Genomic DNA, 26800 nt, shown 5'->3' with positions numbered 1-26800 from the left:
GAAGGTAAAACCTTCCCTCAAAGTTTGGATTATGGAGATGTCTTATATGATACAGATTCTTTTTGAGAGAGGTAAAGCTTATAAATAATATCCACTAAAATTAAAGCACTTCCTATTAATATCATCGCATCTGGTACTATTCTAATCCACATCCAAAATCCTAAACCTTCTAATACTTCTCTTGTTCTCGCAGCCCAATATCCTATTTCGTATGCCCATTGAAATTGTTTAGTTCCAATAACCATTGTAGGAATTGCATAGAAGAATATTCCAGCTGTTGTTAATCCAAAGGCAAGGTTTGAAAGCTTTTCATCCCAGTGAAGACCTTTTGCTAAAGCATTTGCCCTAACAATAAAATATAAGAATGCTATTGCTACATAGCCAAACGCACCAAGCAATGCAACGTGTCCATGTGCCATTCCAAAGTAGGTTCCGTGTTCATAATAGTTAACTATAGGTAAATTTACTATCATTCCATAAAATCCTGCTCCTAACCAGTTTAAAAAAGCAGAACCAGCAAGCCAGATAAATGCCATTCTAAATGGAAAATCTTTATGAGATACATGAGCGTACTCTTTGTATGCTTCAACCATCAGTATAACAAGTGGTAAAGGCTCAAGAGATGAAAGTACACCACCCCAAGCAATCCACATCTCATTTTCTCCCATCCAGAAATAATGGTGTCCCGTTCCAATGGTACCTGTAGCAACTATTAAGAATGCTTCAAAGAACATCATAATTGTTGCAAATCTAACACTGACAAGACCTAAAGCAACAGTTAAAAATGCCATAGTTCCAGCTGCAAAAAGTTCAAAAGTATTTTCAACCCAAAGATGAACGACCCACCATCTAAAGTAATCATCAACAGTAAAGTTTGGCATTATTTTTGTTAGGGGTGCCATACCAGCAAGATATAAAACAGCTATCGCAAAAGAAGACCATATAATCATCTGAAGTGGTGGAGTAATCTTTTCAGCTTTTCTTATTGTAAAGAATACTATCGAAAACCATAGGACAAGTCCAACTACTATTCCAATATCCCATAACCTACCTAATTCAATATACTCTCTTCCTTCATTACCAAGCCAAAACCAAAGATTATCTGGGAGTTTTCCTAAAGCTCCTAACCATAATCCCGCCAATCCTCCAAGTCCGACAATAACAAGTGCAATCCAAAGTATATCTACAGCTATCGGGAATTTAAAGTCTTTTCCTTTTGTAACTAACGGTGCTATAAATAACCCACCAGCTAACCAACCAATAGCAATCCAAAGAACTGCTAAGTTTAAATGGAAAGATCTTGCTGCGTTAAAAGGTAATAATGATTGTGGAATTATCCAGCTGTGAGCAGGATCTGCGTATAGGTGCGCTAAATATCCTCCCATAACCACCTGTAAGAAAAAGAACAGTGGAACTAACGGGACAAACTTTAAAACTTTTTGTTGCATAGGTGTTAAAGATGTTATAGTTAAGGAAGGCTCCGGTTTATCCCCGTTAAATTTCATAAAGTAATCATAAAATGCCCATAAAACCACTATTGTTAATGTCCATATAGCCATTACTGCAACTAATGACCATGCTAATGACGAGAAAGAAGCAGTTAATCCAATTCTTGGTTCTGGCGGCCAGTTGTTTGTGTATGTTAGGTTACTACCAGGTCTGGGTGATGCAGCAACCAAGGCAGACCAATCAACGAATGCAGCAATCTTTTCTGCTTCTTCCGGTTTGATAATTCCTCCAATTAAAGAGTAATTAGGATTTCCTTTTGTTAGAAATTCAACTAATTCTTGTTTTGCTTTTAAAAAAGCTTGTTCATGCTCAGGAGTAATCTGGGTTGTATCTGGCTTTAATACAGATACTTCTCTCATATCTTTTTTAACAAGTCCATCAACATAAGCTTTTTCAGCTGGATTTAAGGAATCAAAAGATTTTGATAACATTTTTTGTGAGTAAATTTCCTCCAAATGTCTTATTTTTTTGTCCAACATCATTGCAGTGTAATCAGGCCCTATGTATCCTCCATTGCCGAGGATAGATCCTTGATCCATAAGAACGTACTTTTGAAAGTAAGCTTTTCCCTGAACTACATCATCATAAGTGTAAAGCGTTCCAGTAGCCCCTTTCACCTCCTGTGGAATAGGTGGAACGTTTTTAATCTGATAGACAGTAAAGCCTGTAAAAAGTAAAACAGCAACAATCAGGCCTATCAGAAATGTCACGAACCACTTCTTGTAAGACCTTTCTTCAGCCATGACAAAACCTCCTATTAGAATTTTAATGAACTAAATAAACTCTACTTAGATAAACTAAAAAATAAATCAAAACCATAACCCGTATTAGAACTTTCTTAATTTTTAAACTATCTCCTTTATATAAAAGGAAAAATATGAAAATAAATACCAAAATAGAAAAACCGCTGATCATTAAAAGTATGCTTATTCCAACATTATTTGTTGTTAAGTCATCCATACCACCAATACTGAGTATAGATAGAAGTCCTATGCCAGATAGAAAAGAAACAATCAAAAAAACAGATGAGAATTTTTTATATATGGACAAAACTTTACTTTCACATGTGTATTCACAAGCAAGAAGCATCAAAATAGAAGAACCAAAAAAGGCTGAATTTGTTATCATATGAGCCATATATGAAATTTTCCAGATCAATCCAACAATATCCATATAAACCTCACATCAAGTTTTTCAGTAAGAGAGTTATAATTGAAATAATACATGGACCTATCAGTAAAATAACTGTTAAAACTATAGGTATTCCCGCCAATACTACAATAATCACAGCTTTCTTTAATCCATTCATTTTTAAAATCCTTTTTATTTAGGATAGTAAAGATCTACTAACTTTTTCATTGATTTAAATCAATTTAAGTTTTTGTTATTTTAACTTTCCATAAATCAGGTCCCTGTTGTAAGTACTCCCATTGAAACTTACCCTCTTGTTCATATTTAAACTGGTAGTAAAGTGGTTTTGGGTCATGATCATTAATAAGAATAAAGGACTCGTTTGGTTTTAACTCTTCAAATGTTTTAAAAATAAGTTCATGTCTTTCAAAAGGTATAATTTTTCTTACATCCAAAACTTTTTCTTCCATAATAACCTCCTATTCTTTTTTTCCTTCTAAATAGTTTCTAAATAGGGAATGACATTTCATACATCCTTGAATCATAAATGTATAGCTTTCATAAGCTTTTGTTTTATCACCTGCCTCGATATATTTAACAATATCTTCAGCCGAACCATGAACGGCCTTTTCAAAAGAGGGCATCATCTTAGCAAATTCTTCTCTCTTTTCCGTTCTTATGTATCTTAATACACCTCCTTTTGGTAAGGGATGTGCATTTATCTCGGTTGCTCCTTGTTTTATCATTTCATCATTGTTAAATAAAAATCCTTGAAGTATTTTTATAGCAGCAGAATTTACAAGTTGCATTACCTGTTTAAAGGTCATATCTTTTTCTTGTTCTTGAGGAGTTCTTTCATTAGCCAATACCAAAGATATCGGAATCAACGTTAAAACCAAAAGCTTCTTCATATAAGAACCTCCTATTCAGTTTTAATTTATTTAAGATAATAAGGTCTTAAATTCATAATTAAAATGATGTTTATCATAAAATTTAAGACATTTTTATCTTAAATTTAATTTGACTCAAATCAATGAGAATTTAAAAAAGTTTTATTAAATTTTAATTTTAATCAAAAATTGGAGGTGCTAAGATGAAACATGAAATTAAAGTAGAAGGTGCAACTGTTCCAGTTTATACCTACGAAGAGAATGGTTACACAGTTTTTGAATTTGATACTTCTATGCTTGGACCACCTGAACCAATGGTTAATGCTATGGCTGTTTTAAAGTTATTGGATAGCCCTAGTAAAAAAGTAATTATGATAAATCATAAAAAACCTATGGGACTTCTTGAAAAAGTTGAAAACAAATACAATATAAACATTTCAGATTATGAAGGAAAGTATAAAATAGAGTTCACTTTAAAAGGGTAATTATGAGAGTAGTTGGAAGTTTAGCAACAAAGTTTGCTCCACCATTCAGCCTGATTTTACATTACTTTGTGCCAGCATCTTTGTTGCAACTTCTTTTTCCAATATTTCTTTTTATCAACAAAAAAAATATTCTTTTAGATTTTTCTATTTTAGAAAACGGGGCGTTAACTCATTTATATCTACTTGGTTTTATTATGATGGTTATATTTGGAGCTTTATACCAACTTATTCCTGTAGCTTTAGAAATTCCCGTTTTTTCCTTTAAACTCGGCTATTTACAGGCTTATTTATATGTAATAGGTTCACTATCATTCATTACTTCTATGTTTTTTCATTCTTTATTTTTATTTTTATCTTTCTTTGCGGGGATTTTATTCTCTTCTTTTCTCATTTTTGCATTTAATTTTTTTATGAGTTTAAAGAATATTGAAAAATTTGATATAACATCAATTTTTATAATAACAGGAACAGTTTTTCTGATATTTGGAACTTTCTTTGGTCTTTTAATTGCTCTCAACTTCAGTTTTGGTATAGGTTTAGATATAAATAAGCTTTTGTTTATTCATGCAGTAATGGTTGTTTTTGGATTTGTGTTCAGTATTATTTTTGGTGTTGGTTTAGTTTTACTTCCCATGTTTTCTGTATCTCATAACTTTAATTACATTTACTCAAAAGTGAGTTATTTTCTTTTAACATCAGGTGTTTTTGGATTTTCTATATCTAAGATTTTCTCTCCTTTTTTTTCAGCATTGTTTTTTATAGTTATAACTATTTCTATTCTTATTTACCTTATTCAAGTTTACGAGATTTACAAACATAAGCCAAAAAAGAAAAGTGATTTTGCTCTAAATGGAATGTTTTTATCTTTTTTATTCATTCCAATGGGATTTCTTGGACTTTTTCATTCAATACAGCTTTTTGCAGTAATTTTATTTCTAGGTTTTTTAGAATTGTTAGTTTATTCAAGCCTTTACAAAATTGTTCCCTTTTTAACATGGTTTCATAGATTTTCTTCTTTTGTGGGTAAAGTTCCTGTTCCTACTTTAAGCCAGATGCTTCCTAAAAATTTACCGACCATCCATTTGATTGTTCATTCATTTTCTTTAGTAGTTATATCCTTAGGAATCATTTTAAAGCAAGATTTGGTAATTTCTTTAGGAACATTTTTACTTTTTGTAGGTAGTATTCTTTTTCTTTACAATTTTATTTACATCATTTCTTATAGAATAAAGGAATAAAATTTAGGAGGCTAACAATGGAAAGAAAAGATGAAGTTTTAAATGCTTTAAAAAAAGTTATTGACCCTGAAATAGGATTTAACATCGTTGATTTAGGGCTTATTTATGATATTAAAGAAAACGAGGGAAACGTTAATATAGATATGACTCTTTCAACACCTTCATGTCCTTTATCTGGAACAATTTTAAGTTGGGTAGAAAGTGAGGTGAAAAAGCTACCATGGGTAAAAGATGTTGAAATAAATTTAGTCTGGAATCCACCCTGGACTATAGATAGAGCTTCTGAGAATGTGAAAAAGGCTCTGGGTGTTATTTAACAAAGATTAACGGTTCATCTTTTGACAATCTTCTTAGTTTTTCTCTATCTTTTATTTGGATTTTTTTACCTTCGATAGATATGATTTTTTTATCTTTTAATTTAGAAAGGACTCTTGACAATGTTTCAGGAGTTATATTTAGGAAAGATGCTATTTGATTATGTTTCAAAATTTCAAATATCTCAGGACTTTCAAGTATAAGTTTTGCTACTCTTGCCTCAGCACTCAATACAACAGTTGAGTCTATAAAGTTATTTAGCATCCTGATTTTATTTGACAAAGATTTAAGTATAGATAGAAGTATATCAGGATTTTTTAAAAATTTTTCTTCAAAAACTTTAAAATTGATAGCCAAAGCTTTTCCTTCTGTCATAAATTCCGCAGTAGCTGGATAAGGGATCTTTTCAAAATTTGCAAGCTCTCCAATCATAGAAACAGGACCAAACTGATTTATGAATATTTCTATTCCTTTGAATGTAGTTTTATAAACTTTCAATTTTCCTTCTAATAAAATGTAAAGATTCTCTGCTTTTTCTCCTTCAAAAAAGAGAACCTGCCCTGGTTCATACTCTCTAATAGTGGATATTGATGCCAATTCTTTTAAAGTTTCATCTGATAAGTGTTTGAATAGATAGACGTTTTTTAAATCTTCTATTGTCATTCCCATATACTCTCTCAATTTTTTAATAAAAGTATATGATATAAATCAAAATATTCTTATGATTTAAGTCATAAATTAAAATGTTTTTCAATAAATTCTCTGGCTTTTTTATCTAAAATTTCTTGTCTTTCTTTTCCTTTTGGAATTTTCTCTCTCAGCTCTTTCATCTCTTTCAAAAAGTCTTCTATCTCATCAGGAATTATCCTTTCAAAAAATTGTCTCAGGTATTTAGCAATAGCAGGAGAAGATCCCGATGTAGAAAAAGATACTATTAAATCACCTTTTTTAACAATTGAAGGAAAAATAAAATCAGAGTATTCTACAACGTCTACAGTATTACATAACTTTTTACTTTTTTTTGCGTCTTTATATATTTCTTTCTGAAGTTCAATATCATTTACAGCAATAATAATAATATCGTAATCTGATATAAGCTCAGGAGTATACTTTTGTGAAATATAAGTTAAATGTTCTTTATCAACTATTTCATTAAGTTCCGAAGTTAAATCTGGAGATAAAATCGTAATATTTTTTGTAAAACTTAATAACCTCTTAATTTTTTCTGTAGCAACTTTACCTCCACCTATTACTAAGAACTTTTTATCTCGTATATTTAGGATTATCGGAAATGGATTCATTTTATCACCTCTGTATTATTTTACAATAGATTTTTAAAAGCATGTTTTGACTTTAATCAATGATTTTCAGAAAGAATATATAAAATAATGATTATAAAAAGTGAGGTAGTGTTATGAAGGACGAATTTTTAAAAATAATACAATCTTCTTTTCCTCTTGAAAAAAGACCTTTTGAAGATATTGCAAAAAGGTTAAATTCAACTGAAGAAGAAATTTTGAATTTATATAAAAACTTAAAAGAAGAGAAAATAATAAGACAGACATCTGCAATATTAGAAACAAAAAAAGTTGGATACAAATCTACACTGGTTGCTTTTAGTGTAAAAGATATAGAAAAAGCTGCAGAGATTATAAACACACATCCGGGTGTCAGTCATAATTATGAAAGAAATCACGAAATTTTTAATCTATGGTTTACTTTGGCTGTACCTGAAGATTCCAAACTCGGAATTGAAAAAACGATAGAAATTCTTGCTAATGTAACAAATGCTGAACAGTGCATAATCCTTCCTACAATAAAGATGTTTAAAATAGGAGTTGTTTTAGATACAACAGCAAGTAGTGTTGAAAAGGAGAATATTAAAAGAAGAGAGTATAAAGATATAAATCTAACTCAATTACATAAGGATATAATGTATTATCTTCAAAAAGACATAATGCCAGTAAAAGAACCTTTTAAGGAAATAGTAGAAACATTAAATATAGATTATGATACATTTTTTGAAGAGATAAATAACTTATTAGAAGCCGGATACATAAGAAGGTTTGCAACAATCCTAAATCACAGGAAAGCAGGATTTACAGCAAATGCAATGGTTGTATGGAACGTGCCAGATGAAGTTGTAAATGGGGTAGGTGAAGAACTATCACAGTATAAGTCTGTTTCCCATTGTTACATAAGACCAAGGTATCAAAACTGGCATTACAACTTATTTTCTATGATTCATGGGAAATCAGAAGATGAAGTAAATCAAGTAATAATAGAAATATCAAAGAAATTCAATATAAAAGACTTTAAACCTTTATATTCTACAAGGGAATTTAAAAAATCCAGGATAGAGTACTTTAGTAAATCTTTTAATGAATGGGAAGAAAATTTTTCTAAAAATCTTTGACAAAAATCAATGCATCCTTCCTATATATAGGGTATATTTATAAGAAACTATACTATATATAGGAGGAGACAATGTTAATAATAAAAAGAGATGGTTCTATTCAAGAATTTATGCCTTATAAAATTAAAGATGCAATAACCAAGGCTTTTGAAAGTGTTAATCAAAAATATGATGAAAATATTTATAATGCAGTTATCAAAACGTTAGAACAAAAAGATGTATGGGCTGTTGAAGAGATACAAGACTTGATAGAAAAAGAGTTATTTAGAGCTGGTTATTTTGAAGTTATGAGATCGTTTATGTTATACAGACATACAAGAAAACTTCAAAGGGAACATGTTCTTGGTCTTAACGATGATACAACTTATATTGACACAACTCAAGCAGTTGAAGAGTATATCTTTAACAAAGATTGGAGAGTAAATGCAAATTCTAATATGGGCTATTCTCATGCTGGTTTAGTTAACAATCTTGCAGGAAAAGTTATAGCTAACTATTGGTTAGACAAAGTCTATAGCAAAGAGGCAGGATATGCACATAGGAACGGAGATATTCACATTCACGATTTAGATAATTTATCTGGGTATTGTGCAGGTTGGAGTTTAAGACAACTTTTAAATGAAGGATTTGGTGGTGTTAGAGGTAGGGTTGAAAGCAAACCTCCTAAACATTTTAGGGAAGCACTTGGTCAGATGGCAAATTTCTTAGGTGTTTTACAATCAGAATGGGCAGGGGCACAATCATTTAGTTCATTTGATACTTATTTAGCACCATACGTTTTTAAAGATAAATTGTCTTACAAAGAAGTAAAAAAAGCCATAATAAGTTTTGTTTACAATTTAAACGTTCCATCAAGGTGGGGTCAATCTCCATTTACAAATATAACGATAGATTGGACTGTACCAGAAGATTTAAAAGACCAATGGCCTACTGTTAACGATAGACACCTTTTTGAAGGTATACATGATGAACAACTTTTAGAAGAAGGCAAAAAACGAGATAAAAATATTAAAACCCTTACAGATTTAAGATTTAAACATTTCCAAAAAGAGATGAATATGATAAATAGAGCTTTTTTTGAAATAATGACAGAAGGTGACAAAACAGGACAACCCTTTACATTTCCAATCCCAACAGTCAACATTACCGAAGATTTTGACTGGTATGGAGAAAATACAGATATACTTTTTGAAAATACGGCAAAATTAGGAACCGCTTATTTCCAAAATTTTATAGGTAGTCAGTATACAATTGATGAAAATGGAAATAGAGTGAGAAATCCAGATGCATTCCAACCATATATGGTTAGAAGTATGTGTTGTAGATTACAACTTGATTTAAGAGAACTTTTAAAAAGAGGTAATGGGCTTTTTGGAAGTGCTGAAATGACAGGTTCTATAGGAGTTGTAACTCTAAATATGGCAAGACTTGGATACAGGTTTAAAGGTAACAAAGAAGGTTTTTACAAAGAATTAGATAGACTGTTAGAAATTGCAAAGGATACGTTAGAAAGAAAAAGAAAGTTTGTTCAAGATATGTACGATAGAGGTTTATATCCATATACTAAAAGATACTTACCTTCTTTTAAAAATCACTTCTCGACAATAGGTGTTAATGGTATGAATGAAATGATAAGAAATTTTACAAACGATGAATACGATATTACAACACCAGAAGGAATTAAATTTGCAGGAGAAGTTTTAGATTATATTAGAAGTAAAATTGTAAAGTTCCAAGAAGAAACAGGCAACCTTTATAATCTTGAAGCAACTCCAGCAGAAGGAGCAACTTATAGATTTGCAAAAGAAGATAAAAAAAGATTTCCTGATATTATTACAGCTGGAGAAGGAGAAAATATTTACTACACAAATAGTTCTCAAGTTCCTGCGAATTACACTGATGACCCTTTTGAAGTTTTATCTCTACAAGATGACTTACAGTGTAAATATACAGGAGGAACAGTTTTACATGTATACTTAAAAGAGCATATACAAAACCCAGAAATTTGTAGAAATTTACTTAAAAAAATATTAACCAATTACAGACTCCCGTACATAACACTAACTCCTTTAATAACAGTATGTCCAATTCACGGTAGATTAGATAAAAATTATGAATACTGTCCTAAATGTGATGAAGAATTAATTAATAAATATTTACAGGAGGTAGATAGCAATGGTTAAAACAGCAAAAACAAAAGAAGAGATTTTACAAATGTTAGAAGGTAAAAGAACAAAGACACTACAATATACAAGAGTTGTTGGATACTACAGACCTATAGAAAGTTTTAACAAAGGTAAAAAGGGAGAATTTAAAGAGAGGGTATATTTTAAAGTTTAAGAAAATGCCTTGTTTTATTTACGATTTAACACCATTTACATTGCTGGATTATCCTGATAATGTGAGTGCTATTGTTTGGTTTACAGGTTGTAATTTTAGATGTGATTACTGTTATAATCCAGATATAGTTTTCTCAAAAGAGGATAGAATAACAGAAGAACAAGTTTTAGATTTTTTAAAGAAAAGGGTTGGTCTCCTCGATGGAGTTGTATTCTGTGGAGGAGAACCAACTTTCTATAAAAATTTAGAAAATTTTGCAAAAAAAGTAAAAAATTTAGGGTTTAAAATAAAACTTGATACAAATGGAACAAATCCTGATGTGGTGCAAATTTTATTAGAAGAGAAAATTATTGATTATGTAGCTTTGGATTACAAAGCACCAGAGTATAAATTCAAAGAAATTACCAAAACTAATACATTTGATAGATTTGGAAAAACTCTAGAAATTTTGATAAATTCTAATATTAATTTTGAAGTTAGAACAACAGTTCATTCTGATTTGATAACTGAAGAAGATGTAAATGAAATAATTTTAGATTTATATAACAGAGGGTTTCGTAAAGTATATTACATACAAAATTATATCCACACACCAAACATAGGAAATTTAGGGAAACCTTCTAAAAATTTTGATATTACGAAAATTAAAAAAGACCTTATCAATATCAAATTCCGAAATTTTGATAATGTATAACTTTCTCAAACCATGCAATTTTTTCTCTAAGTTTTACAACTTCTCCAACAACAATAATAGAAGGAGGTTGTAAATCTTTTGAAAGTTCAACAATATTTTCAATAGTTCCTACTACAACTCTTTGATTTAAAGTTGTTCCTGATTGAATAACGGCAACAGGTGTTTTAGAATCTTTACCTATTTCAATAAGTTTTTTCATTATTTTTTCAATGTTATGAAGTCCCATTAAAAATATCAAAGTTTCATCTGCTTTCATACTTTCCCAGTCTATTGAAGAATTTTCTTTATCAGGAGCTTCATGCCCAGTTACTACTCTAAAGGAAGAAGATATTCCTCTATGGGTTACAGGAATTCCAGCATAAGCTAAAACTGCAATAGCAGAGGTGATTCCAGGTACAATTTCATATTCTATATTTCTTTCAGAAAGATATAAAGCTTCTTCACTGCCTCTACCAAAAACAAAAGGATCTCCCCCTTTTAACCTTAAAACTGTGTCATAAGTAAGTGCGTACTTATACAGTAATCTATTTATCTCTTCTTGTGGAATTGTGTGTTTTCCATCTTCTTTGCCAACGTATACAAGTTGTGCATCTTTTTTTGCAAAGTTTAAAATCTCCTCGTTGACTAGTCTGTCATAGAGTATAACATCTGCATTTTGAATTATCTTTAGGGCTTTTAAGGTTAAAAGTTCAACATCCCCTGGACCTGCTCCTACAATGTAAACTTTTCCCATGGCTCACTCCTCATAAATAAATATTCCAGATGGTTTGATTACTTCTACAGAAAACGATTCTTTCCATTTATCAATACTAATTCCAACAACTTTGTTAGAATCGTTTACAGATACGTAAAGTAAAGGCTCTTCTTTAGACCATCTTACATGTAAAACTTTTCCATCAAAATTTAATGTTTTAACTTTAACTATCTCAAAATTTGACATATCTACAATCTGAAGATAAGGGAACTCTTTTCCGCTAAAAGTTACAGCCATAAAACGTCCATCTGGACTTATAGATGTAAAAACAGGTAAACCAACTGTTTTTATGGTTTTAATAGGTTTAAAGTTTTCATCAAAAACATACACCTTTTTATCTCCTACAGCTGGAATAATGATTTTATCTTTATAGATACTCCATGTTCCAAAGTGAGGAACTTTTAACACAGGCTCACTGTTTTCATTAAAGAGCTTAATCTGTTTATAATTAAAATTGTGAAGATCTAAAACACCTATAAATGGTGAGTTAAAAAATCCTACAATGTAAAGGTTGTCTTTTTGCATTGCATCAAAAGGAACCTCTCCAACATTTTCAAAGGTTTTAAAACGTTCAAATTTTTCTTTACTCTTTTTAAGAACCCATATTTGGTCTTTATCCATTAAAGAAAATACTAAATAATCTTTATAACTTTTTATCCCTACATTTCTTGAGCCAGTTTCAATAGTTTGCTTTATATTAAGATCTCTGTCTAAAATTATTACAGATTTGTTAGAGTAGTTAGCTACTGCTACATAATCTTCTTCTATAACAATCCCTATAGAGCTTTCTCCTACTTTTATCTCTTTTAAAATTTTTTCATTAATAGGATCAAACTTTATTAAATATCCATCTCTTGTTATTAAATACCCATCTTTCTCATAAAATTTTATAACTGCATGGTTTAAATTATGAAGATTTTCAAGTCTTGATTTAAATTTATGATTTTCAACAGTAGCAACAGAAGAAGTTTCTCTTTCTATTACAAAGTACTTCTCTTTTGCAAAAGTTATGAAAGGTATTAGTAAAATAAATAAAAATAACTTTCTCATAAAAAACTCCTTATTTCTTTATCTGAAAGATAGCAAGAAGGGTCTTCTGCAGATAAATCTCCGTAAACTGAAAATGCTCTTGATCTTGAGCCTCCATTACATATGTTTAAAAACACACATTTTTTACATCTTCCTTCTATAGGTCTTGGTTTACTTCTTAAAAAGTTAAGTATTGGGTTGTTTTTATCGTTCCATATATCATAAAAATCTCTTTCTTTAATATTTCCTAAAGAAAAAGGAAAGAAAGGATCTGGTTTTACGTTTCCAAAACTATCTATATTTACAAGCTTAACGCCAGCAGAGTTCCCACCCCATCTTACTAACTTTTCGTAAAGTTTTTCAACTAGATCAGGATAATTTTTAATAAATCTTTGAAGAAGCATAACCGCATCCTGTTCCATATTTCCTGTTACTATTTCCGTTTTTCTTTTTGACTTATAGTAAAAAAATGCTTTGTCTAAAATAAAGTTTACTATCCTTCTCCTTTCTTTCTTAGATAGATCCATACTCTGATTTTCTAAACCTCTTCCAGAGTAAACAAGGTGAGAGATATAAAGTTTCGGAATTCTGTATTTTTCTACTAAATTAAAAATAAATTTCAAACTTTTAACTGTTTCTTTTGTAAGTGTAAATCTTATACCAACTTTCTCTGTTTTTCCCATCAACTTTAACACAGCTTCAAAACTCTTTTGATAAGAACCTTTCATTCCTCTAAATTTATCGTGTATATCTGGCTCACCATCTATACTTACTCCTACGTAATTAAAGTTGTTTACCACGTTATCTAAATTTTTGTCATCTATGTATAATCCGTTAGTTGACAAATAAGTAAAAATTCCTCTTTTTTTACACTCCTGGGCTATATCAAAAATGTCTTTTCTAAGTAAAGGCTCTCCTCCAGAAAAGATTATAAATTTTATTCCGGCTTTAACCATAGAATCTAAAGTTTTTACGATTTCATCGGTAGAGAGAGCATCTCTACTGTCAACCGTTGCTTTTGAATAGCAATGTAAACAAGATAAATTACATCTATTTGTAAAGTTCCATATGGCTATCGCTCCATCTAATGTCTTTACTTTTTCTTCTTCAAAAGTTGATTTTATAATATTAGATAATCTAAACATTATTTAACTCCAAGGTAACCTCGCAAATTCCTTCGCCATTTGCTCCACATTTTGATTCAAAAGCCTTAACTTTTTTACCCATGAAAGACTCAACAAGACCTGCAGCAAATCCTACTTCAAAATGGCATATTCTTTTACCTATATTTGGCATACCTGCACAAGTAATACACTCATCAAGTTGAAGAATAATGTGGTTATGACTAACTTCAACAGGAATAATGATTCCAATCTTAGCATCTCTAACGAACTTTTGAACATTCTCCAAATATTTATCTAACTTTTCATCTTTTATCAATAAGCTTACTTCCTTTCCTAAATCTCTACCCGCATTTTGAAAGATTATGTTAGCACCCCTTTCTCCTATTAAATCGTTTGTATAGTTTGCACTAAAATGTCTAAAAGCTCTGAATATGACTATAGGAATTTCTTCACCTAAAATAGGTCTTTTTATTTGTGATATTTCATTTAACACAACTACTCTCCAAAACTTTTTATATACTTAACAATTGCCTCAAGCTCATACTCATTAAAATTAAAAGCTGGCATTGAGTTTCTTTTGTACCCTAATAACTTATAACTGTTTTTAGGATCTAAAATCTGAGCTATTATTTGGCTTTCTGTCCTTTTCTTTGATATTTCTTTAAAAGAAGGTCCAAAAGCTTCTTGAGTTTGATGATGACAGCCCCAACATTTTTCTTTAAATATCTCTTCTCCAAAAAGTCCTGGATAAAAATTTCTGGATTTGTTTACAAAATTATACTTACCAACAGGTTGATTTGCAGGATAACGTTTTATCTCTCCTAAAGAGTAAGTGTCATACACTATTAAAGAACCATATTTATCGTATATACTTAAATATGCCAATTTTCCGTCTCCGTTAAACTCTGTATGGGTAAATTTTTTCCCTTTCTCTGGATAGATGATTTTTTTAGAAAAATCATTTTGGTTTATCAAAACCAGCTGATCAGTTGAGTTATCTACCCATAAATAATCAGTTGCAGGATGTGTTTTTACAAAATATCCAATTCCACCTACATCAACATTTTTTATAAATTTCCAGTCGTACATCTGCCAAACAGATATGTATGTTTTACCTACATGAGGAGTAGCAAAGTAAAATTTGCCATTCTTATACCAGTATGAAGCCGAAAAAAGATGAGGCATACTTTCCATACTGCCTTCAAAAACGAGAGAAAATCTTTCTAAATCATAAACGACTAATTTTTTACCCTGTCTTGATGTTCCAACTAAAAATTTATCAAAAGGATCTATAAAAAAGTCTTCTACAGGTTCTACTGATTGTTTGTAAATTATTGTAAAATCCTGAGTATTTATTACTCCTATTTGTGGTTTGTCTCTAAAAGTGAATATTGCTTTATTTTCTTTATACAGATCATAAACGGCAGAGATTTTACCTTCTACTTTTATCTCCTTAACGGGTGTCAATGTTTTTGCATCAAGAATTTCTATAGTCTGAGGAAGAATACATCCTACAATTAGATATTTACCATCATTTGTTAAAGCTATGTTTCTAAGATATATACAAGCTCTTACTTTGGAATGTAAACTTCCTTCATTTTTCTCATTAATCCTATAGTAAGCTATCCATCCATCTCTTGCTGGAATATAAAAATTTTTTCCATCTAATGTGTACTTTATTCCGCCGTGAACATTTGGAAATTCAAATTTATCTAATATATCACTACCTTCCATAAGCCAGATTTTATTGTTTCCTCTCTCAACTACAAACGTTAGATTTTTTACATTTTTTATTGGTAAAGGTTTTGGTTTTTCTTCTATAACCACCTTTGAATTTTGAATATCTAATGAACTCCAATTATATGCAATATCTTCTCTTAAAAATCTTACTATCCTGTTTATTTCTTCATCTGTAAGATTTTTAAAAGAAGGCATTTGTGTTGATGGAAGCCCATCTCTTATAATTTTTTTTAAGTCTTCATCTTTATATCTGTTCAGCGTTTCTGGAATCAAAGGAGGGGCGGATACACCTATTTTTTGAGGATGATGGCAGGAAGCACAGTACTTGTTATAAAGTTCCTCTCCCACGACAGGGGAGAGGAATAAAATTGAAAAAAGTAAGACCAACGCAGCAGCAGGAACTCTCATGATTAGTATATATCCTTCTGTGTGTTCAATACGTTAAAGTGTCCAGTAGGTGTTCTCACCCAATCACCTTCTATTGCCTTTTTAAGTTTTAAAGTTTTATCGTCAAATACTAAGATAGCAGAAGGAATTAATTTATTACCCCATACAGCTACCCATACTTCATCTCCTTTATCGTTAAACTCAAGATGTACAGGACCTCTTGGTTTCACTTCTTTACCATTAATAGTTTTTGGTTGGAGATATTTTTCTGGAACTTTCAACTCACTCACAACTTCTAACTTATCTTTATCTATAACGTAAATTTTTGATTGAGCTTCTTTATCAGGATTTAATGGTCTGTCTGCGTACATATACTTAGAGTTTGGATGTGTTTTTACAAACAAGTTACCCCCGCCATCACCCGGAAGTGTTATCTTTTTAACAACTTTCCATGCGTACTCTGGATGACCTTTTGGATCTGTACCTATACAAGCAATTGTATTTTCTCCTAAATGTCCTGTGCACCATATAGGACCATACTTAGGATGGTCTATGTTTGCACCTCTTCCTGGGTGTGGCTTATTTCCAGTTTCTACTATTGCTGCAACTTTTCCTTCTTCTGTATCAACCGCAACAACTTTATTCCTCATATTTGCCGCAACGAGGAAGTACCTCTTTGAAGAATCCCAACCACCGTCATGGAGAAATCTTTCAGCGTTTAATTGCTTTATCTTTGGATTCAATGGATCAGAGTAATCATAAAGCCAGACTTGTCCTGCTTCTTTTATGTTTATAACCCACTCCGGATTATGATGAGACGCAACTATTGACGCTACACGAGCTTCTCTAATAAATTCGTTAGGTTTATCGTAAGCATAACTTGAAGTAGATACAATTTTTAAAGGTTCAAGGGTCTGTCCATCTAATGTGACTATTGCAGGTGGCCAATAACATCCAACTACAGCGTACTTATCAAGGAAATCTCCTTTGCTACCTTTATACTTACTTGTGTCGACACTTCTTGCATCGTTACACGTTTTAACCTCTGCAACAACATCCGGCTTTTCCATCCATAAGTCGATAAGGGTTACCTTTCCGTCTCTACCTATTGAGTACATGTATCTTCCTGAAGCTGACATTCTAAGGATGTGAACAGCAAAACCTGTATTAACAATATTAACTACCTCTTTTGTGTCTCCATCTATTATTGCAACTTTACCAACATCTCTTAATACTACACCCATGTAGTTTTTCCAATTTCTATTTGTCATTGGCTTTGTTGGTCTTTTTTCCGTTGGAATGTAAAGTTTCCACGTAGCTTTTATTTTATCAAGCGATGTTTCAGGAGGTGGTGGTGGGTCATTTTGTATAAATTTTGCCATAAGTAAAGTTTCATCCGGAGTTAACTCACCAGAAGCTCCCCAGTCTGGCATACCACCCGCCGTTCCATAATAAATTATTGCTTTTAAAGCTTCTGTCCCCATTTTTCTTGTTTTTTCTGGTTCAAGGTTTGGACCTGTTGCACCTTTTCTTAGCATTCCGTGGCATCCTGCACATCTGTCAAAGTAAATCTGAGAAGCCTTTTTCATTTCTTCATCAGAAAGTTTCCAGTCCGGTTCCTGTGCCTTTAATGCAAAGGAAGCCAATAAAGATGCTGATAAAACTGCCGTAGCGACTTTTAACTTCATCATGGCACCTCCAATTAAAGTTTTTTAAATCTTAATTTATTTATCCAATCAATTCATTAATCTAAATCAATATCTGTAAGTTAGCTGTATCCAGTACTTTGTTAAATCTTTAAGGGATGGTGAACCTGTAATGTTTTTTCCATCATAAAATGCAGCTTTAGCAAGGAAGTTTAATCTTTTTGTTAAATCAACTGTGTATAAGACGTCAACTTCACTACCAAAGTTTTTACTTGAAATCGTTTTTAATGTATTACCAACATATCCAGTTGATTTATCAGCGTCAAATTTGTGATATGTTATGGTAGCTGTTCCATAATCTTTATGTGTATAACCCAGTGTAAAGTATGCATCCTTTAAACCAAATGTATCTGTGTTAGCAATATATCCAAGGAAGTTATCAGCCCATCCTTCCCATTTGTGTAGTGTTGCAAGAGGGGTTGTAAATCCCTTATCCTCTCCTTTATCTGCCCCTTGAAATCTTTCATATCCTGCAATACCAAAAAATCCATAACCTGAAAGTTTAGCTTCCACTCTGTAAAAATCAGCATCTACTTTTGGTTTTGTGGTTAGATTATATTTAGTGTATGGGTCTTTTTGGATAGCGTACTCTCCAAGGTAGGAGAATTTTACATCTTTCGTTAAACCAATATCACCTCTTGCATTTATACCATATGTATTGCTAATATTTGTAATTAGATAACCGTAGGCTGTAACTTTTAGCTGTGGTATGAATGTGTAGGTTCCGTGAAGTACTATTGGCATCTTATCAAGTCTCCAATGGGCATTTAAAGTATTTGTAACGCCTTTCCTTTCATAGATTCCTGCTATAAGAACGTTAAGATTTTTTATAGTGTTGTCTTTTATACCTATTATTCCAAAGGTTTGAGGCATCTGTCTCCAATCAACTGAACCTATAAATCTCTCATCATCTAAGTTTACTCTTGTTCTTCCTGCTATAAATGTTGTTTTATTTAATGTATAGCTTAAGTAAGCTTCTGTAATCCTTGCTATATCTGGGTCATTTACTACTGCATACCCTGATTTTTGTGGAGAGTAATCATCCACTAAAGCTCCTACATCTGTTGCTTCAATATAGGCTTTTAAGCCGTTGACTTGAAATATTTTGTTAATCTGAACACCTATAGATGTTCTAATTGTAAGAGCATTTGCATTCTTATTTGGAGAATGGTCATCAACGTACTCGTACCTTGGTCTAAAAAGAAGTTTTACCTTTACGTCATCAATGAATGTAGGAGCTTGAATGTCCAGAGCAGATGCTTGATGTTTCATAACCACAGGTGAAAAGAGTGTTAAAAGTGATGCTGCTAATAGTACTTTTTTTGTTTTGACTTTCATATTCCTTAACCTCCAAATAAAGTTATGTTAATAATTGTTAACTTTTTGTTTAAATTAAGTCATTGATTTGTATCAATATTTTTTATACATATGTCCTGAGTAGTTTATCTTCTCTGCTGGTATAGAATCATCGTTTAAAAACTCTATAATTTTTTGCTGATTCTCTTCAATTTTCCTTAAAGCTTGATCTAACTCTTCTGCTGTATAAGTAAAGTGCATCTCTGCAGAAATTACGTGAGGAATAGATTCTATCTTTTTTATTTTTGATATTTCTTCGTCTGCATCTTTACCTTCTACTGTTACAATAATTCTCCCTTTTTCATCGTAAAAATGTATATCGCATACTCCACTTTTTTCCAAATCTTCTAATACTTGAGTAAGGTATTCTGGTCTGGTTTGAACTACAATTGCGGAAATATTCTTAATTTCGTTCATGGTTTTATCCTCCATACAATAATTTTTCCATCATCTGACCCTGATATTAGATTATCTTTTGATAAGAAAAGCATCACTCCTATAGTTGATTTATGACCTTTTAATTTTGCAACTAAAGAATCGTTTTGAAAGTCATAAATACCAATATCATTTGATTCGTTTAACTGATAAGAACCGTATCTACCGTCGGGAGATAATGCTACTGAAAACACGATAAAATCGGCTTCTACCTTTTTAAAACTTCCGGATTTAATCTCGTAAAGGGCTACCCTTCTGTCTCTCCCACCGGTTAATATTTTTCCAGCTTTACAATCTACCCTATATATCTGATCAACATTTACTTTATCAAACCTTTTGTAAGCATTACCGGATTTGATATCAACAAGAATTGCGGTTCCACCTTCATCACCGATTACAAGATTGTTTTTATCATCACATATGGACATATCACCAAAAGAGTAATTTCCAACTTGTTTTTTATAGATTATTTTATTATTTTTAACATCGTAAAGGAAAAGTTCTGAACCTTTTGTTGATAATAGAATATAGTTATCGTTCCAAAATCTTACTTTTGTAAGCTGTAATCTTTGCTGGGTAGATATTACTTTCTGTAGATTACCTTTCCTTTCTAAATATAACTCTCTATTTCCTCCTGTTGCTTCCGTAATTACTGCCAATATTTCTCCGTTTGGGGACACATCAACAGAAAAAACTTTTGGAAGTTGATAATCTCCCATAAAGTCTTGAAATTTTGGAAGGGTTATTTTTTTCTCAACTTTTCCATTTTTAATATTTATAAACTCTACCGTTCCTTTTTCAGTAGAAACAATAATTTTATCTTTGTATTCAACAATATCTAAAACTCCTCCTTCTACTTTTATTTGCTTTTCCTGCTTTACTTCAAAAGAGAAAGATTCCATAAAAATAAGTAGAATTAAAAAAATTATCTTTTTCATGATAAACCTCTTATCAAAATTGCATCAACCGGACAGTAGATTAGACAAAATCCACAGTTTGTACACTTATCTGACAAAATTATTGGTTTAAATAGACCCTGAAACTTTATAGCATCGTCTATACAAGGATCTTTACATGAAAAACACATTGTTCCATTCCATGATAAACATCTTTGAGTATCTATTACTGTTTCTCCATAAACTTTTTTATTTGAAGGATTGTTTAAAACTCCTTTTTGACAAGCAGATAAACAATTTCCACAAAATGTACAACCTGATTTTTTAAAAGATATGTACGGACTACCATCTTCGTGTCTAAACAAAATGTTTTCTTCACAGGAAAATACACAATCTCCTGCACATTCTTTACAAAGGGAAAAATCAGAGTTTTCAGATAGATAAGGAGGTCTAACAAGTAATGGTTTTTCGGACTTTTCTTCTTCCTTTTCCACAGGTTTTATACTTTCTGATATTAAAGAAGGGAGGGCTTTAAATAGCCCTCTTCTACTTATCTTATCCATCAGTGATGTTCTCCTTCTGGTACTTTATCACTTGGAGGACCACTAAATTTCTCATTTTCTATAGCTGTTCCACCTAAATCTGTACCTTCCATTATATTTTCAATAAGTTTGGATTTTTCTTTTGCCTTAGGGTCTCTATATTCCGGATTGAATTTGTTTTTAACAAGTGGTTGAACGTCTAACTGAGGTGCATGACATTGGGTACAGTTGTATCTTCCTTGATAAAGATGATTAAGCTTTTCACCTGTTCTGAAATTAATAAAATGGGTAGGAGGGATAGGAGTTGCTTTTACTGTTTTTGCAACTTCTGGCATATGACACCCCAGACAAGCATTGTTTTCTTTTGTTATAGGTAATAATCCTTCTGTACTATGTGGTATTTGTGGAGGTGCATTTTCGTATGCTCTTTTATACTTTTTAGATGCACCAGGTGGAGGTTTTGGTGCATACTCAGGGTCTATTATCGGAGGTGGTGCTGTTTTTTCCTCTTCTTCAACAGGTGCCTGTCTTAATCCTATATCCTCCGGTGCAATTTCAGATTTCACAGGTTTCTTTTGCTCTTTTGCTACAACTTTATCTGTAAAAACTTCGGTTAAAAATATTGCACCCCCAATTGTTGCTAAAGCTACTATAGTTTTAATTTTTTTAACCATGGTTTTTTTCCTCCTTATTTGGATTTTTTAATGAAAATTTAAAGTTTAAAGCTTCTGCCGGACAAACTTCTACACATCTACCACAGTTTGTACACGCCCCTCTAACAAATGCATTAAATCCATCTTTTCCTACCATATGTAAAACAGGTTTTTCAGGACATACAGATTTACACTCCATACACAACGTACACTTGTCGTGGTTATGGTAAACCCTAATCAAACTTTTTCTACCAATTAAAGAATAAAATCCACCCAGTGGACACAGATGTCCACACCATCCGTTTTTCACTACAAACAGATCAAAAAAGAAAACAGCAGCAACAACAGTCCAGCCAAGTCCCATTCCAAAGATTAATCCTCTGTGAAGAATAGAGATAGGACTTATCAATTCAAACGCTGGAGTAGCAACTATAAAAGAAATTACAAGACTAAGACCCAAAATCCAATAACGAACATTTCTGCTTATATAGAGGGGATGAAACTCATCTCTATCAAGTTGGAACTTTTTCCTTATAAAATTAGCCAAATCTGTTACCATATTCATCGGGCAAACCCAAGAACAAAACGCTCTCCCACCAATTGTTGCGTAAAAGAAAAGAATGATCAATGCACCTATCATCGTATCAATAGCCACAAGAGATCCAGATGCTAATATTTGTAAAACTGCATAAGGATCTGATAAAGGAACTTTTTCAAAAAGCCTTGACTGACTCAAGTTGCCCTGTAAAATCTTCCATCCATAAATATTACCGCCTATATAGAGAGTCAGAATAGTAATTTGTGTCATTCTTCTAAGAATAAGGAATTTGTACTTTTGAAAAAATGTTCTGTTATCTTCTTCCTGTGTTAATCTAACAGCCTCTTCCATTATAATCCCTCGTTTAAATAATCTTCAGCTTTTTTGTGAGTTTTTTCTGTTTTCTGTGTTTCAATACCTTTGGAACCCTGCAGTCTTGACTCGTCTTTTTCTTCCCATCCTTTGACGTAATGTTTTCCTGCCTTACCCAAAGCTATATTTCGTGGAAGAACAAAAATTGCAGCTTTTTCAGTTACACATGCCTTTTCACAAAGACCACAACCTGTGCAATAATCAGCATGAACTACAGGTCTTAAATAAGCATGTCTCCCTGTTCTTTCAATCCTTTCGTACTCGAGGGTAATAGCTTTATCCATCAACGGGCAAGCACGATAACAAGCATCACACTGTATTCCCCAAAACGCTATACAATTTTCATGGTCAACTACAGCTACTCCCATCCTTGCTTTGTTTATATCTAAAACTTCTTTACCGTCTTTTATAGAGGAAACAGATTTAATGTCTAATGCTCCTGTGGGACAAGGAGGAACACAAGGAATATCTTCACACATTCTGCAAGGATTAGTTCGTGGAATAAAATACGGTGTACCTAAAGGTTTGTTATCTCCAGGTTTTGCAAGGTATAAAACATCGTAGGGACAACCTTCTACACATAAACCACATTTTATACATTTCTTTATAAACTCCTCTTCAGGTAAAGCTCCAGGTGGTCTGAGTATAAGAGGATCACTTTTTGCCTCATAAACAAAACCAGCCCAAAGGGAACCTCCCAAGAAGGAGATTCCCAAACCTTGTAGAGTAGTTATTATAAGTTTCCTTCTGTTTATTTTTTTCTCTTCCATAGCTTATTATACCTTATGCTTTGTAAATCTTAACTGCACATTTTTTATAATCAGTTTGTTTAGATATAGGACAGGTTTGATCAAGAGTGACTTTATTTATATAAACCCTTTCATCAAACCATGGAACAAATACAAGCCCTCTTGGTGGTCTGTTTCTTCCTCTTGTAGATACACGGGCTTTAACCTTTCCTCTTCTGCTTTCAACCCATACAAGCTCCCCATCCTTAACTCCAATAGCTTCAGCATCTTTAGGATGCATATAACAGAGTGCTTCAGGAACTGCCCTATATAATTCAGGAACTCTCATTGTCATTGTTCCACTATGCCAGTGTTCGAGAACCCTACCAGTACATAACCAGAATGGATATTTTTCATCTGGAACTTCAGGTGGATCCATATAAGGTCTGAAAAAGATTTTTGTCTTATTTTTAAGTTCTACCACCTCTGTTGATGGACCAAAAAGATTTCCTTTTGGTATTTTCTTAAATGCAGGACCGTAGAATGCAAATTCTCCTGCCCCTGCTTTTCTTGCGTATGGGTCATACTTGGCGTTAAATCTCCAAAGTGTTTCTTTGCCATCAACAACAGGCCATTTTAATCCTCTTACCCTATGATATGTATCAAAGTCTGCAAGGTCGTGTCCGTGTCCAAGTCCAAATTTTCTGTACTCTTCAAAAAGGTATTTTTGTATAAAGAATCCATAACCTTTCCATGGTTTTCCATCAACACCTATTACATTTCTTTTATCACCTTCTGCCTCTGTATTTAGGAATCCTTTTCCTATAGGATCCGGCCATTTATAACTTTTTGCTTCTTCATTTGCAAATAATACATCGTAAAGAGTCATTTCAGGATTATAACCCATAGCCTTTGCTGCATCTAAAACGTTAGGAAGAATAGTTCCATTTGGCAGTTTCCATTCCTTCCACACTTCTTTTAATTTAAAGAATTTAGAAAATTCAACAACCTGCCATGTATCAGACATTGCTTCTCCAACAGGTGTTACTTGTTGTCTCCACAGTTGAGTTCTTCTTTCTGCATTTCCATAACCACCCCATTTTTCATAAATCATTGCAGAAGGTAAAATTAAATCTGCCACTTTTGCTGATATTCCCGGATAAGCTTCTGAAACAACTATGAAATTATCCATCTCTCTTGCAGCTTTTATCCAGTGATTTGCATTTGCTGTATCTTGCCAAGGGTTACATACTTGAACCCATGCCCATCTTATCTTTCCATCTTCTAAATCTCTCATAATCTGAACGATATGAGATCCTGGAACAGGATTTATTGTTCCTGCCGGAACTTTCCATATTTTTTCTGATATTTTTCTATGTTCAGGGTTATTAACAACCATATCTGCCGGTAGTCTATGAGAGAATGTTCCCACTTCTCTTGCTGTACCACAGGCAGAAGGTTGTCCGGTTAAACTAAACGCCCCATCTCCCGGTTTAGCCATTTTTCCAAGGAGTAAGTGAACCATATAAGCTTGTTCGTTTACCCAAGTACCTCTTGTGTGCTGGTTAAATCCCATAGTCCAGAATGTAACAACCTTTCTTCCTTTTTCAATGTATAGGTCAGCTAACGCTTTTAGTTTTTTCTTGTATTCTTCTAATGGTTCATCAGGATCGCCTTTAGAAATTGTTGCTACATAATCAAGTGTGTATGGTTCAAGAGCTTTTTTAAAGTCTTCAAAAGATATAACCCAATGGGCATCTGCTTGGCCAGAATGTTTCATCTCAAGAACATCTTTAGGTTTAACACCAAGGTAAGCTAATGCAGGAGCTTCTCTTTCAGAGATAACCTTTTTCTTTTGTTTTATCATTGTTTCCTTTTCTAAAGATGAGTATTTTGGATTATCAACATCTTCCCTCATACCGTATCCAATATCTACATAACCCGTTGTAAATACACAGTATTTATCAACAAAGTTTTTATCAATTGCTTCTGGATGATTGTAAACTATTTCTCTTGCGATGTAGTTAAATATAGCAAGGTCAGTATTTGGTCTGAACACAATATCAATATCAGCCAAATCCATACTTCTATGTCTGAATGTTGATAGAACAACAACCTTTACTCTATCCGGATTTGATAACTTTCTATCACTCACTCTTGACCAAAGGATTGGATGCATCTCTGCCATATTTGATCCAAAAGCAACGATTGTGTCTGTAAGTTCAATATCGTCGTAGCATCCAGGAGGTTCGTCAATACCAAATGTTTGCATAAAACCGGCAACTGCGCTTGCCATACAATGTCTTGCATTTGGATCTATATTATTGCTTCTAAACCCGGCTTTCATAAGTTTTACAGCTGCGTATCCTTCCATTATTGTATGTTGTCCAGATGAGAAAAAGCCAATTCCAGTAGGACCAAGCTGGTTATAATACTTTTTAAACTGTTCAACCATTACTTCATATGCTTTCTGCCAACTTACAGGTTTAAATTTTCCTTTTTTGTCAAATTCGCCCTTTTCGTTTACTCTCAAAAGAGGTGTTGTTAACCTGTCCTCCCCATACATAATTTTTGCTGTAAAGTATCCTTTAATACAGTTCAATCCTCTGTTTACAGGCGCTTTTGGGTCGCCTTTAACTGCAACTATCCTATCATCCTTAGTCGCGATCATTATTCCACAACCTGTTCCACAAAAACGACAAACAGCCTTATCCCATCTCCAACCAGCTTGAGATTCTGTAGCTGCTAAAACTTCTTCAGGCACTTCCATTCCTATGGCAGTAGCAGCAGAAACTGCAGCAACAGTTTTCAGAAAGTCTCTACGGGAGAGTTCTAATGTTGTGTTCTCCTTGACCTCCATATTCTTCTCCTTTTCCGTATTTAACGGGTTCGGTTATTTTTATTCCGCCACCGAACCGGCGGTATTAGTTAGTTCTAACTTACTTTCAATGTTAATTTATATCTTTATATAATTTTAGTCATTGATTTAAATCAAGACATCTAATTTTATCGAGTTAAAAAAAATGGGAACCGGAGGAGGTTCCCATGGGAGAAAACAAATGTAAAAGGAGGTGTGGTGGAACTTACATTTATATTTTATTTGATAAGTTTTAACTTAATCATTGATTTTTATCAAAAATTTTTGAGAATAAAAATGATAGTATATTTAAAATTATTTTGTATATACCTTGAGTGAGAAATTCATTTTTTCAATTTTATTTCTAATAAAAAGCCAAAAGTAGCTCGGGTTATAATATACCCAAACTACTTTTGGGAGGTCAAAAATGCAACTGGAAAAGTTTTATAACATACTTCTCAAAAATTTTCAATCATTTAAAGTTTCTTTTTATAAAAATACAGCTAAATCTAATGCTGGTAGAAAACCAAAAATTACCGATGAAGAAATAGCAGCAGCTTTCATCTTATCATACATGACTGGAATGCCTGTTTTGAAAATAGCAAGACAATTTATTGATGACTCTATAAAGTCTTATCACATATTTAGAAAGTCAAGAATTAAAA

The 26800-nt window shown here is 32.3% G+C and carries 28 protein-coding genes and 1 pseudogene; 8 read left to right on the top strand and 21 right to left on the bottom strand.

Going from position 1 to position 26800, the window contains the following annotated elements:
* Positions 1-29 precede the first annotated feature (29 nt).
* The 5 genes from Q385_RS0108400 to Q385_RS0108385 form a co-directional block, all read right to left on the bottom strand.
* Positions 30-2252, bottom strand: coding sequence for a nitric-oxide reductase large subunit (locus Q385_RS0108400; protein ID WP_028951237.1), 2223 nt, complete (start codon positions 2250-2252; stop codon positions 30-32).
* Between the two features lie 22 nt (positions 2253-2274).
* Positions 2275-2682 carry a hypothetical protein gene (locus Q385_RS0108395; RefSeq protein ID WP_028951236.1) on the bottom strand — a complete coding sequence of 136 codons (408 nt, stop codon included), beginning with the start codon at positions 2680-2682 and terminating at the stop codon, positions 2275-2277.
* Between the two features lie 7 nt (positions 2683-2689).
* On the bottom strand, positions 2690-2818 hold the full coding sequence (locus Q385_RS09555; protein WP_281169363.1) for a hypothetical protein: 129 nt from the start codon (positions 2816-2818) through the stop codon (positions 2690-2692).
* A 64-nt stretch (positions 2819-2882) separates the two neighbouring features.
* Positions 2883-3110, bottom strand: coding sequence for a DUF2249 domain-containing protein (locus tag Q385_RS0108390; RefSeq protein WP_028951235.1), 228 nt, complete (start codon positions 3108-3110; stop codon positions 2883-2885).
* A 9-nt stretch (positions 3111-3119) separates the two neighbouring features.
* On the bottom strand, positions 3120-3551 hold the full coding sequence (locus Q385_RS0108385) for a hypothetical protein (protein ID WP_245596382.1): 432 nt from the start codon (positions 3549-3551) through the stop codon (positions 3120-3122).
* 182 nt (positions 3552-3733) lie between these two features.
* On the opposite strand from Q385_RS0108385, the gene Q385_RS0108380 reads away from it, so the two are divergent.
* Genes Q385_RS0108380 through Q385_RS0108370 form a run of 3 tightly spaced genes read left to right on the top strand, consistent with a single transcriptional unit; the run spans position 3734 to position 5570 of the window.
* A complete protein-coding gene (locus Q385_RS0108380; RefSeq protein ID WP_028951233.1) occupies positions 3734-4015 on the top strand; it encodes a hypothetical protein in 282 nt (93 codons plus the stop codon).
* 2 nt (positions 4016-4017) lie between these two features.
* The gene (locus Q385_RS0108375) at positions 4018-5253 is read left to right on the top strand and encodes a hypothetical protein (RefSeq protein WP_028951232.1); all 1236 of its coding nucleotides are present in this window, start codon (positions 4018-4020) and stop codon (positions 5251-5253) included.
* A 17-nt stretch (positions 5254-5270) separates the two neighbouring features.
* Positions 5271-5570 (top strand): metal-sulfur cluster assembly factor, encoded by a 300-nt coding sequence (locus Q385_RS0108370; RefSeq protein ID WP_028951231.1) that lies wholly within the window; start codon positions 5271-5273, stop codon positions 5568-5570.
* Here the strand turns inward: Q385_RS0108370 and Q385_RS0108365 are convergent.
* Positions 5563-6231 carry a Crp/Fnr family transcriptional regulator gene (locus Q385_RS0108365; protein ID WP_051524443.1) on the bottom strand — a complete coding sequence of 223 codons (669 nt, stop codon included), beginning with the start codon at positions 6229-6231 and terminating at the stop codon, positions 5563-5565. The genes Q385_RS0108370 and Q385_RS0108365 overlap by 8 nt on opposite strands.
* 68 nt (positions 6232-6299) lie before the next feature.
* Positions 6300-6869 (bottom strand): precorrin-2 dehydrogenase/sirohydrochlorin ferrochelatase family protein, encoded by a 570-nt coding sequence (locus tag Q385_RS0108360; protein WP_028951229.1) that lies wholly within the window; start codon positions 6867-6869, stop codon positions 6300-6302.
* Between the two features lie 113 nt (positions 6870-6982).
* Between Q385_RS0108360 and ahbB the strand changes: the two genes are divergently transcribed.
* The 4 genes from ahbB (at position 6983) to Q385_RS0108340 (ending at position 11018) form a co-directional block, all read left to right on the top strand.
* Positions 6983-7984 (top strand): siroheme decarboxylase subunit beta, encoded by a 1002-nt coding sequence (gene ahbB, locus Q385_RS0108355; RefSeq protein WP_028951228.1) that lies wholly within the window; start codon positions 6983-6985, stop codon positions 7982-7984.
* A gap of 71 nt (positions 7985-8055) precedes the next feature.
* Positions 8056-10167 (top strand): ribonucleoside triphosphate reductase, encoded by a 2112-nt coding sequence (locus Q385_RS0108350; protein ID WP_028951227.1) that lies wholly within the window; start codon positions 8056-8058, stop codon positions 10165-10167.
* Positions 10160-10324, top strand: coding sequence for an anaerobic ribonucleoside-triphosphate reductase (gene nrdD, locus Q385_RS09350; RefSeq protein WP_156925213.1), 165 nt, complete (start codon positions 10160-10162; stop codon positions 10322-10324). The genes Q385_RS0108350 and nrdD overlap by 8 nt, the downstream gene beginning before the upstream one ends.
* 4 nt (positions 10325-10328) lie before the next feature.
* Positions 10329-11018: an anaerobic ribonucleoside-triphosphate reductase activating protein gene (locus Q385_RS0108340; protein WP_037919909.1), complete on the top strand. Its 690-nt coding sequence runs from the start codon at positions 10329-10331 to the stop codon at positions 11016-11018.
* Here Q385_RS0108340 and cobA read toward each other — a convergent pair.
* The 14 genes from cobA to napA all read right to left on the bottom strand — a co-directional run bounded on the left by cobA (position 10990) and on the right by napA (position 26138).
* The gene (cobA, locus tag Q385_RS0108335) at positions 10990-11751 is read right to left on the bottom strand and encodes a uroporphyrinogen-III C-methyltransferase (protein ID WP_028951225.1); all 762 of its coding nucleotides are present in this window, start codon (positions 11749-11751) and stop codon (positions 10990-10992) included. The genes Q385_RS0108340 and cobA overlap by 29 nt on opposite strands.
* A gap of 3 nt (positions 11752-11754) precedes the next feature.
* Entirely contained in the window at positions 11755-12822 is a 1068-nt protein-coding gene (locus tag Q385_RS0108330) for a cytochrome D1 domain-containing protein (protein ID WP_028951224.1), read from the bottom strand.
* Entirely contained in the window at positions 12819-13946 is a 1128-nt protein-coding gene (locus Q385_RS0108325) for a radical SAM/SPASM domain-containing protein (protein ID WP_028951223.1), read from the bottom strand. The genes Q385_RS0108330 and Q385_RS0108325 overlap by 4 nt, the downstream gene beginning before the upstream one ends.
* On the bottom strand, positions 13939-14418 hold the full coding sequence (locus Q385_RS0108320; protein ID WP_028951222.1) for a V4R domain-containing protein: 480 nt from the start codon (positions 14416-14418) through the stop codon (positions 13939-13941). Before Q385_RS0108320 ends, Q385_RS0108325 begins: the two co-directional genes overlap by 8 nt.
* A 2-nt stretch (positions 14419-14420) precedes the next feature.
* Entirely contained in the window at positions 14421-16073 is a 1653-nt protein-coding gene (locus Q385_RS0108315) for a cytochrome D1 domain-containing protein (protein WP_028951221.1), read from the bottom strand.
* Positions 16074-16075: 2 nt separating this feature from the next.
* Positions 16076-17743 carry a nitrite reductase gene (locus Q385_RS0108310; protein ID WP_051524441.1) on the bottom strand — a complete coding sequence of 556 codons (1668 nt, stop codon included), beginning with the start codon at positions 17741-17743 and terminating at the stop codon, positions 16076-16078.
* 63 nt (positions 17744-17806) lie between these two features.
* A complete protein-coding gene (locus tag Q385_RS0108305; protein WP_028951219.1) occupies positions 17807-19096 on the bottom strand; it encodes a hypothetical protein in 1290 nt (429 codons plus the stop codon).
* A gap of 72 nt (positions 19097-19168) precedes the next feature.
* Entirely contained in the window at positions 19169-19531 is a 363-nt protein-coding gene (locus tag Q385_RS0108300) for a chaperone NapD (RefSeq protein ID WP_028951218.1), read from the bottom strand.
* On the bottom strand, positions 19528-20487 hold the full coding sequence (locus tag Q385_RS0108295; protein WP_028951217.1) for a WD40 repeat domain-containing protein: 960 nt from the start codon (positions 20485-20487) through the stop codon (positions 19528-19530). Before Q385_RS0108295 ends, Q385_RS0108300 begins: the two co-directional genes overlap by 4 nt.
* The gene (locus Q385_RS0108290; RefSeq protein ID WP_245596381.1) at positions 20484-21008 is read right to left on the bottom strand and encodes a 4Fe-4S binding protein; all 525 of its coding nucleotides are present in this window, start codon (positions 21006-21008) and stop codon (positions 20484-20486) included. Before Q385_RS0108290 ends, Q385_RS0108295 begins: the two co-directional genes overlap by 4 nt.
* Positions 21008-21661 carry a nitrate reductase cytochrome c-type subunit gene (locus Q385_RS09075; RefSeq protein ID WP_051524439.1) on the bottom strand — a complete coding sequence of 218 codons (654 nt, stop codon included), beginning with the start codon at positions 21659-21661 and terminating at the stop codon, positions 21008-21010. Before Q385_RS09075 ends, Q385_RS0108290 begins: the two co-directional genes overlap by 1 nt.
* The gene (gene napH / locus Q385_RS0108280; protein ID WP_051524438.1) at positions 21654-22529 is read right to left on the bottom strand and encodes a quinol dehydrogenase ferredoxin subunit NapH; all 876 of its coding nucleotides are present in this window, start codon (positions 22527-22529) and stop codon (positions 21654-21656) included. The genes Q385_RS09075 and napH overlap by 8 nt, the downstream gene beginning before the upstream one ends.
* Entirely contained in the window at positions 22529-23320 is a 792-nt protein-coding gene (gene napG / locus Q385_RS0108275; protein ID WP_028951214.1) for a ferredoxin-type protein NapG, read from the bottom strand. Before napG ends, napH begins: the two co-directional genes overlap by 1 nt.
* Positions 23321-23333: 13 nt before the next feature.
* Complete coding sequence (gene napA, locus Q385_RS0108270; RefSeq protein WP_028951213.1) at positions 23334-26138, bottom strand: nitrate reductase catalytic subunit NapA; 2805 nt, start codon at positions 26136-26138, stop codon at positions 23334-23336.
* A gap of 424 nt (positions 26139-26562) precedes the next feature.
* Between napA and Q385_RS09070 the strand changes: the two are divergent.
* Positions 26563-26800, top strand: a pseudogene (locus Q385_RS09070) (hypothetical protein); the annotation flags it as partial.

Source organism: Sulfurihydrogenibium subterraneum DSM 15120 (assembly GCF_000619805.1).
GTDB classification, from domain to species: domain Bacteria; phylum Aquificota; class Aquificia; order Aquificales; family Hydrogenothermaceae; genus Sulfurihydrogenibium; species Sulfurihydrogenibium subterraneum.
This window is presented reverse-complemented; position numbering and strand designations above follow the sequence as displayed.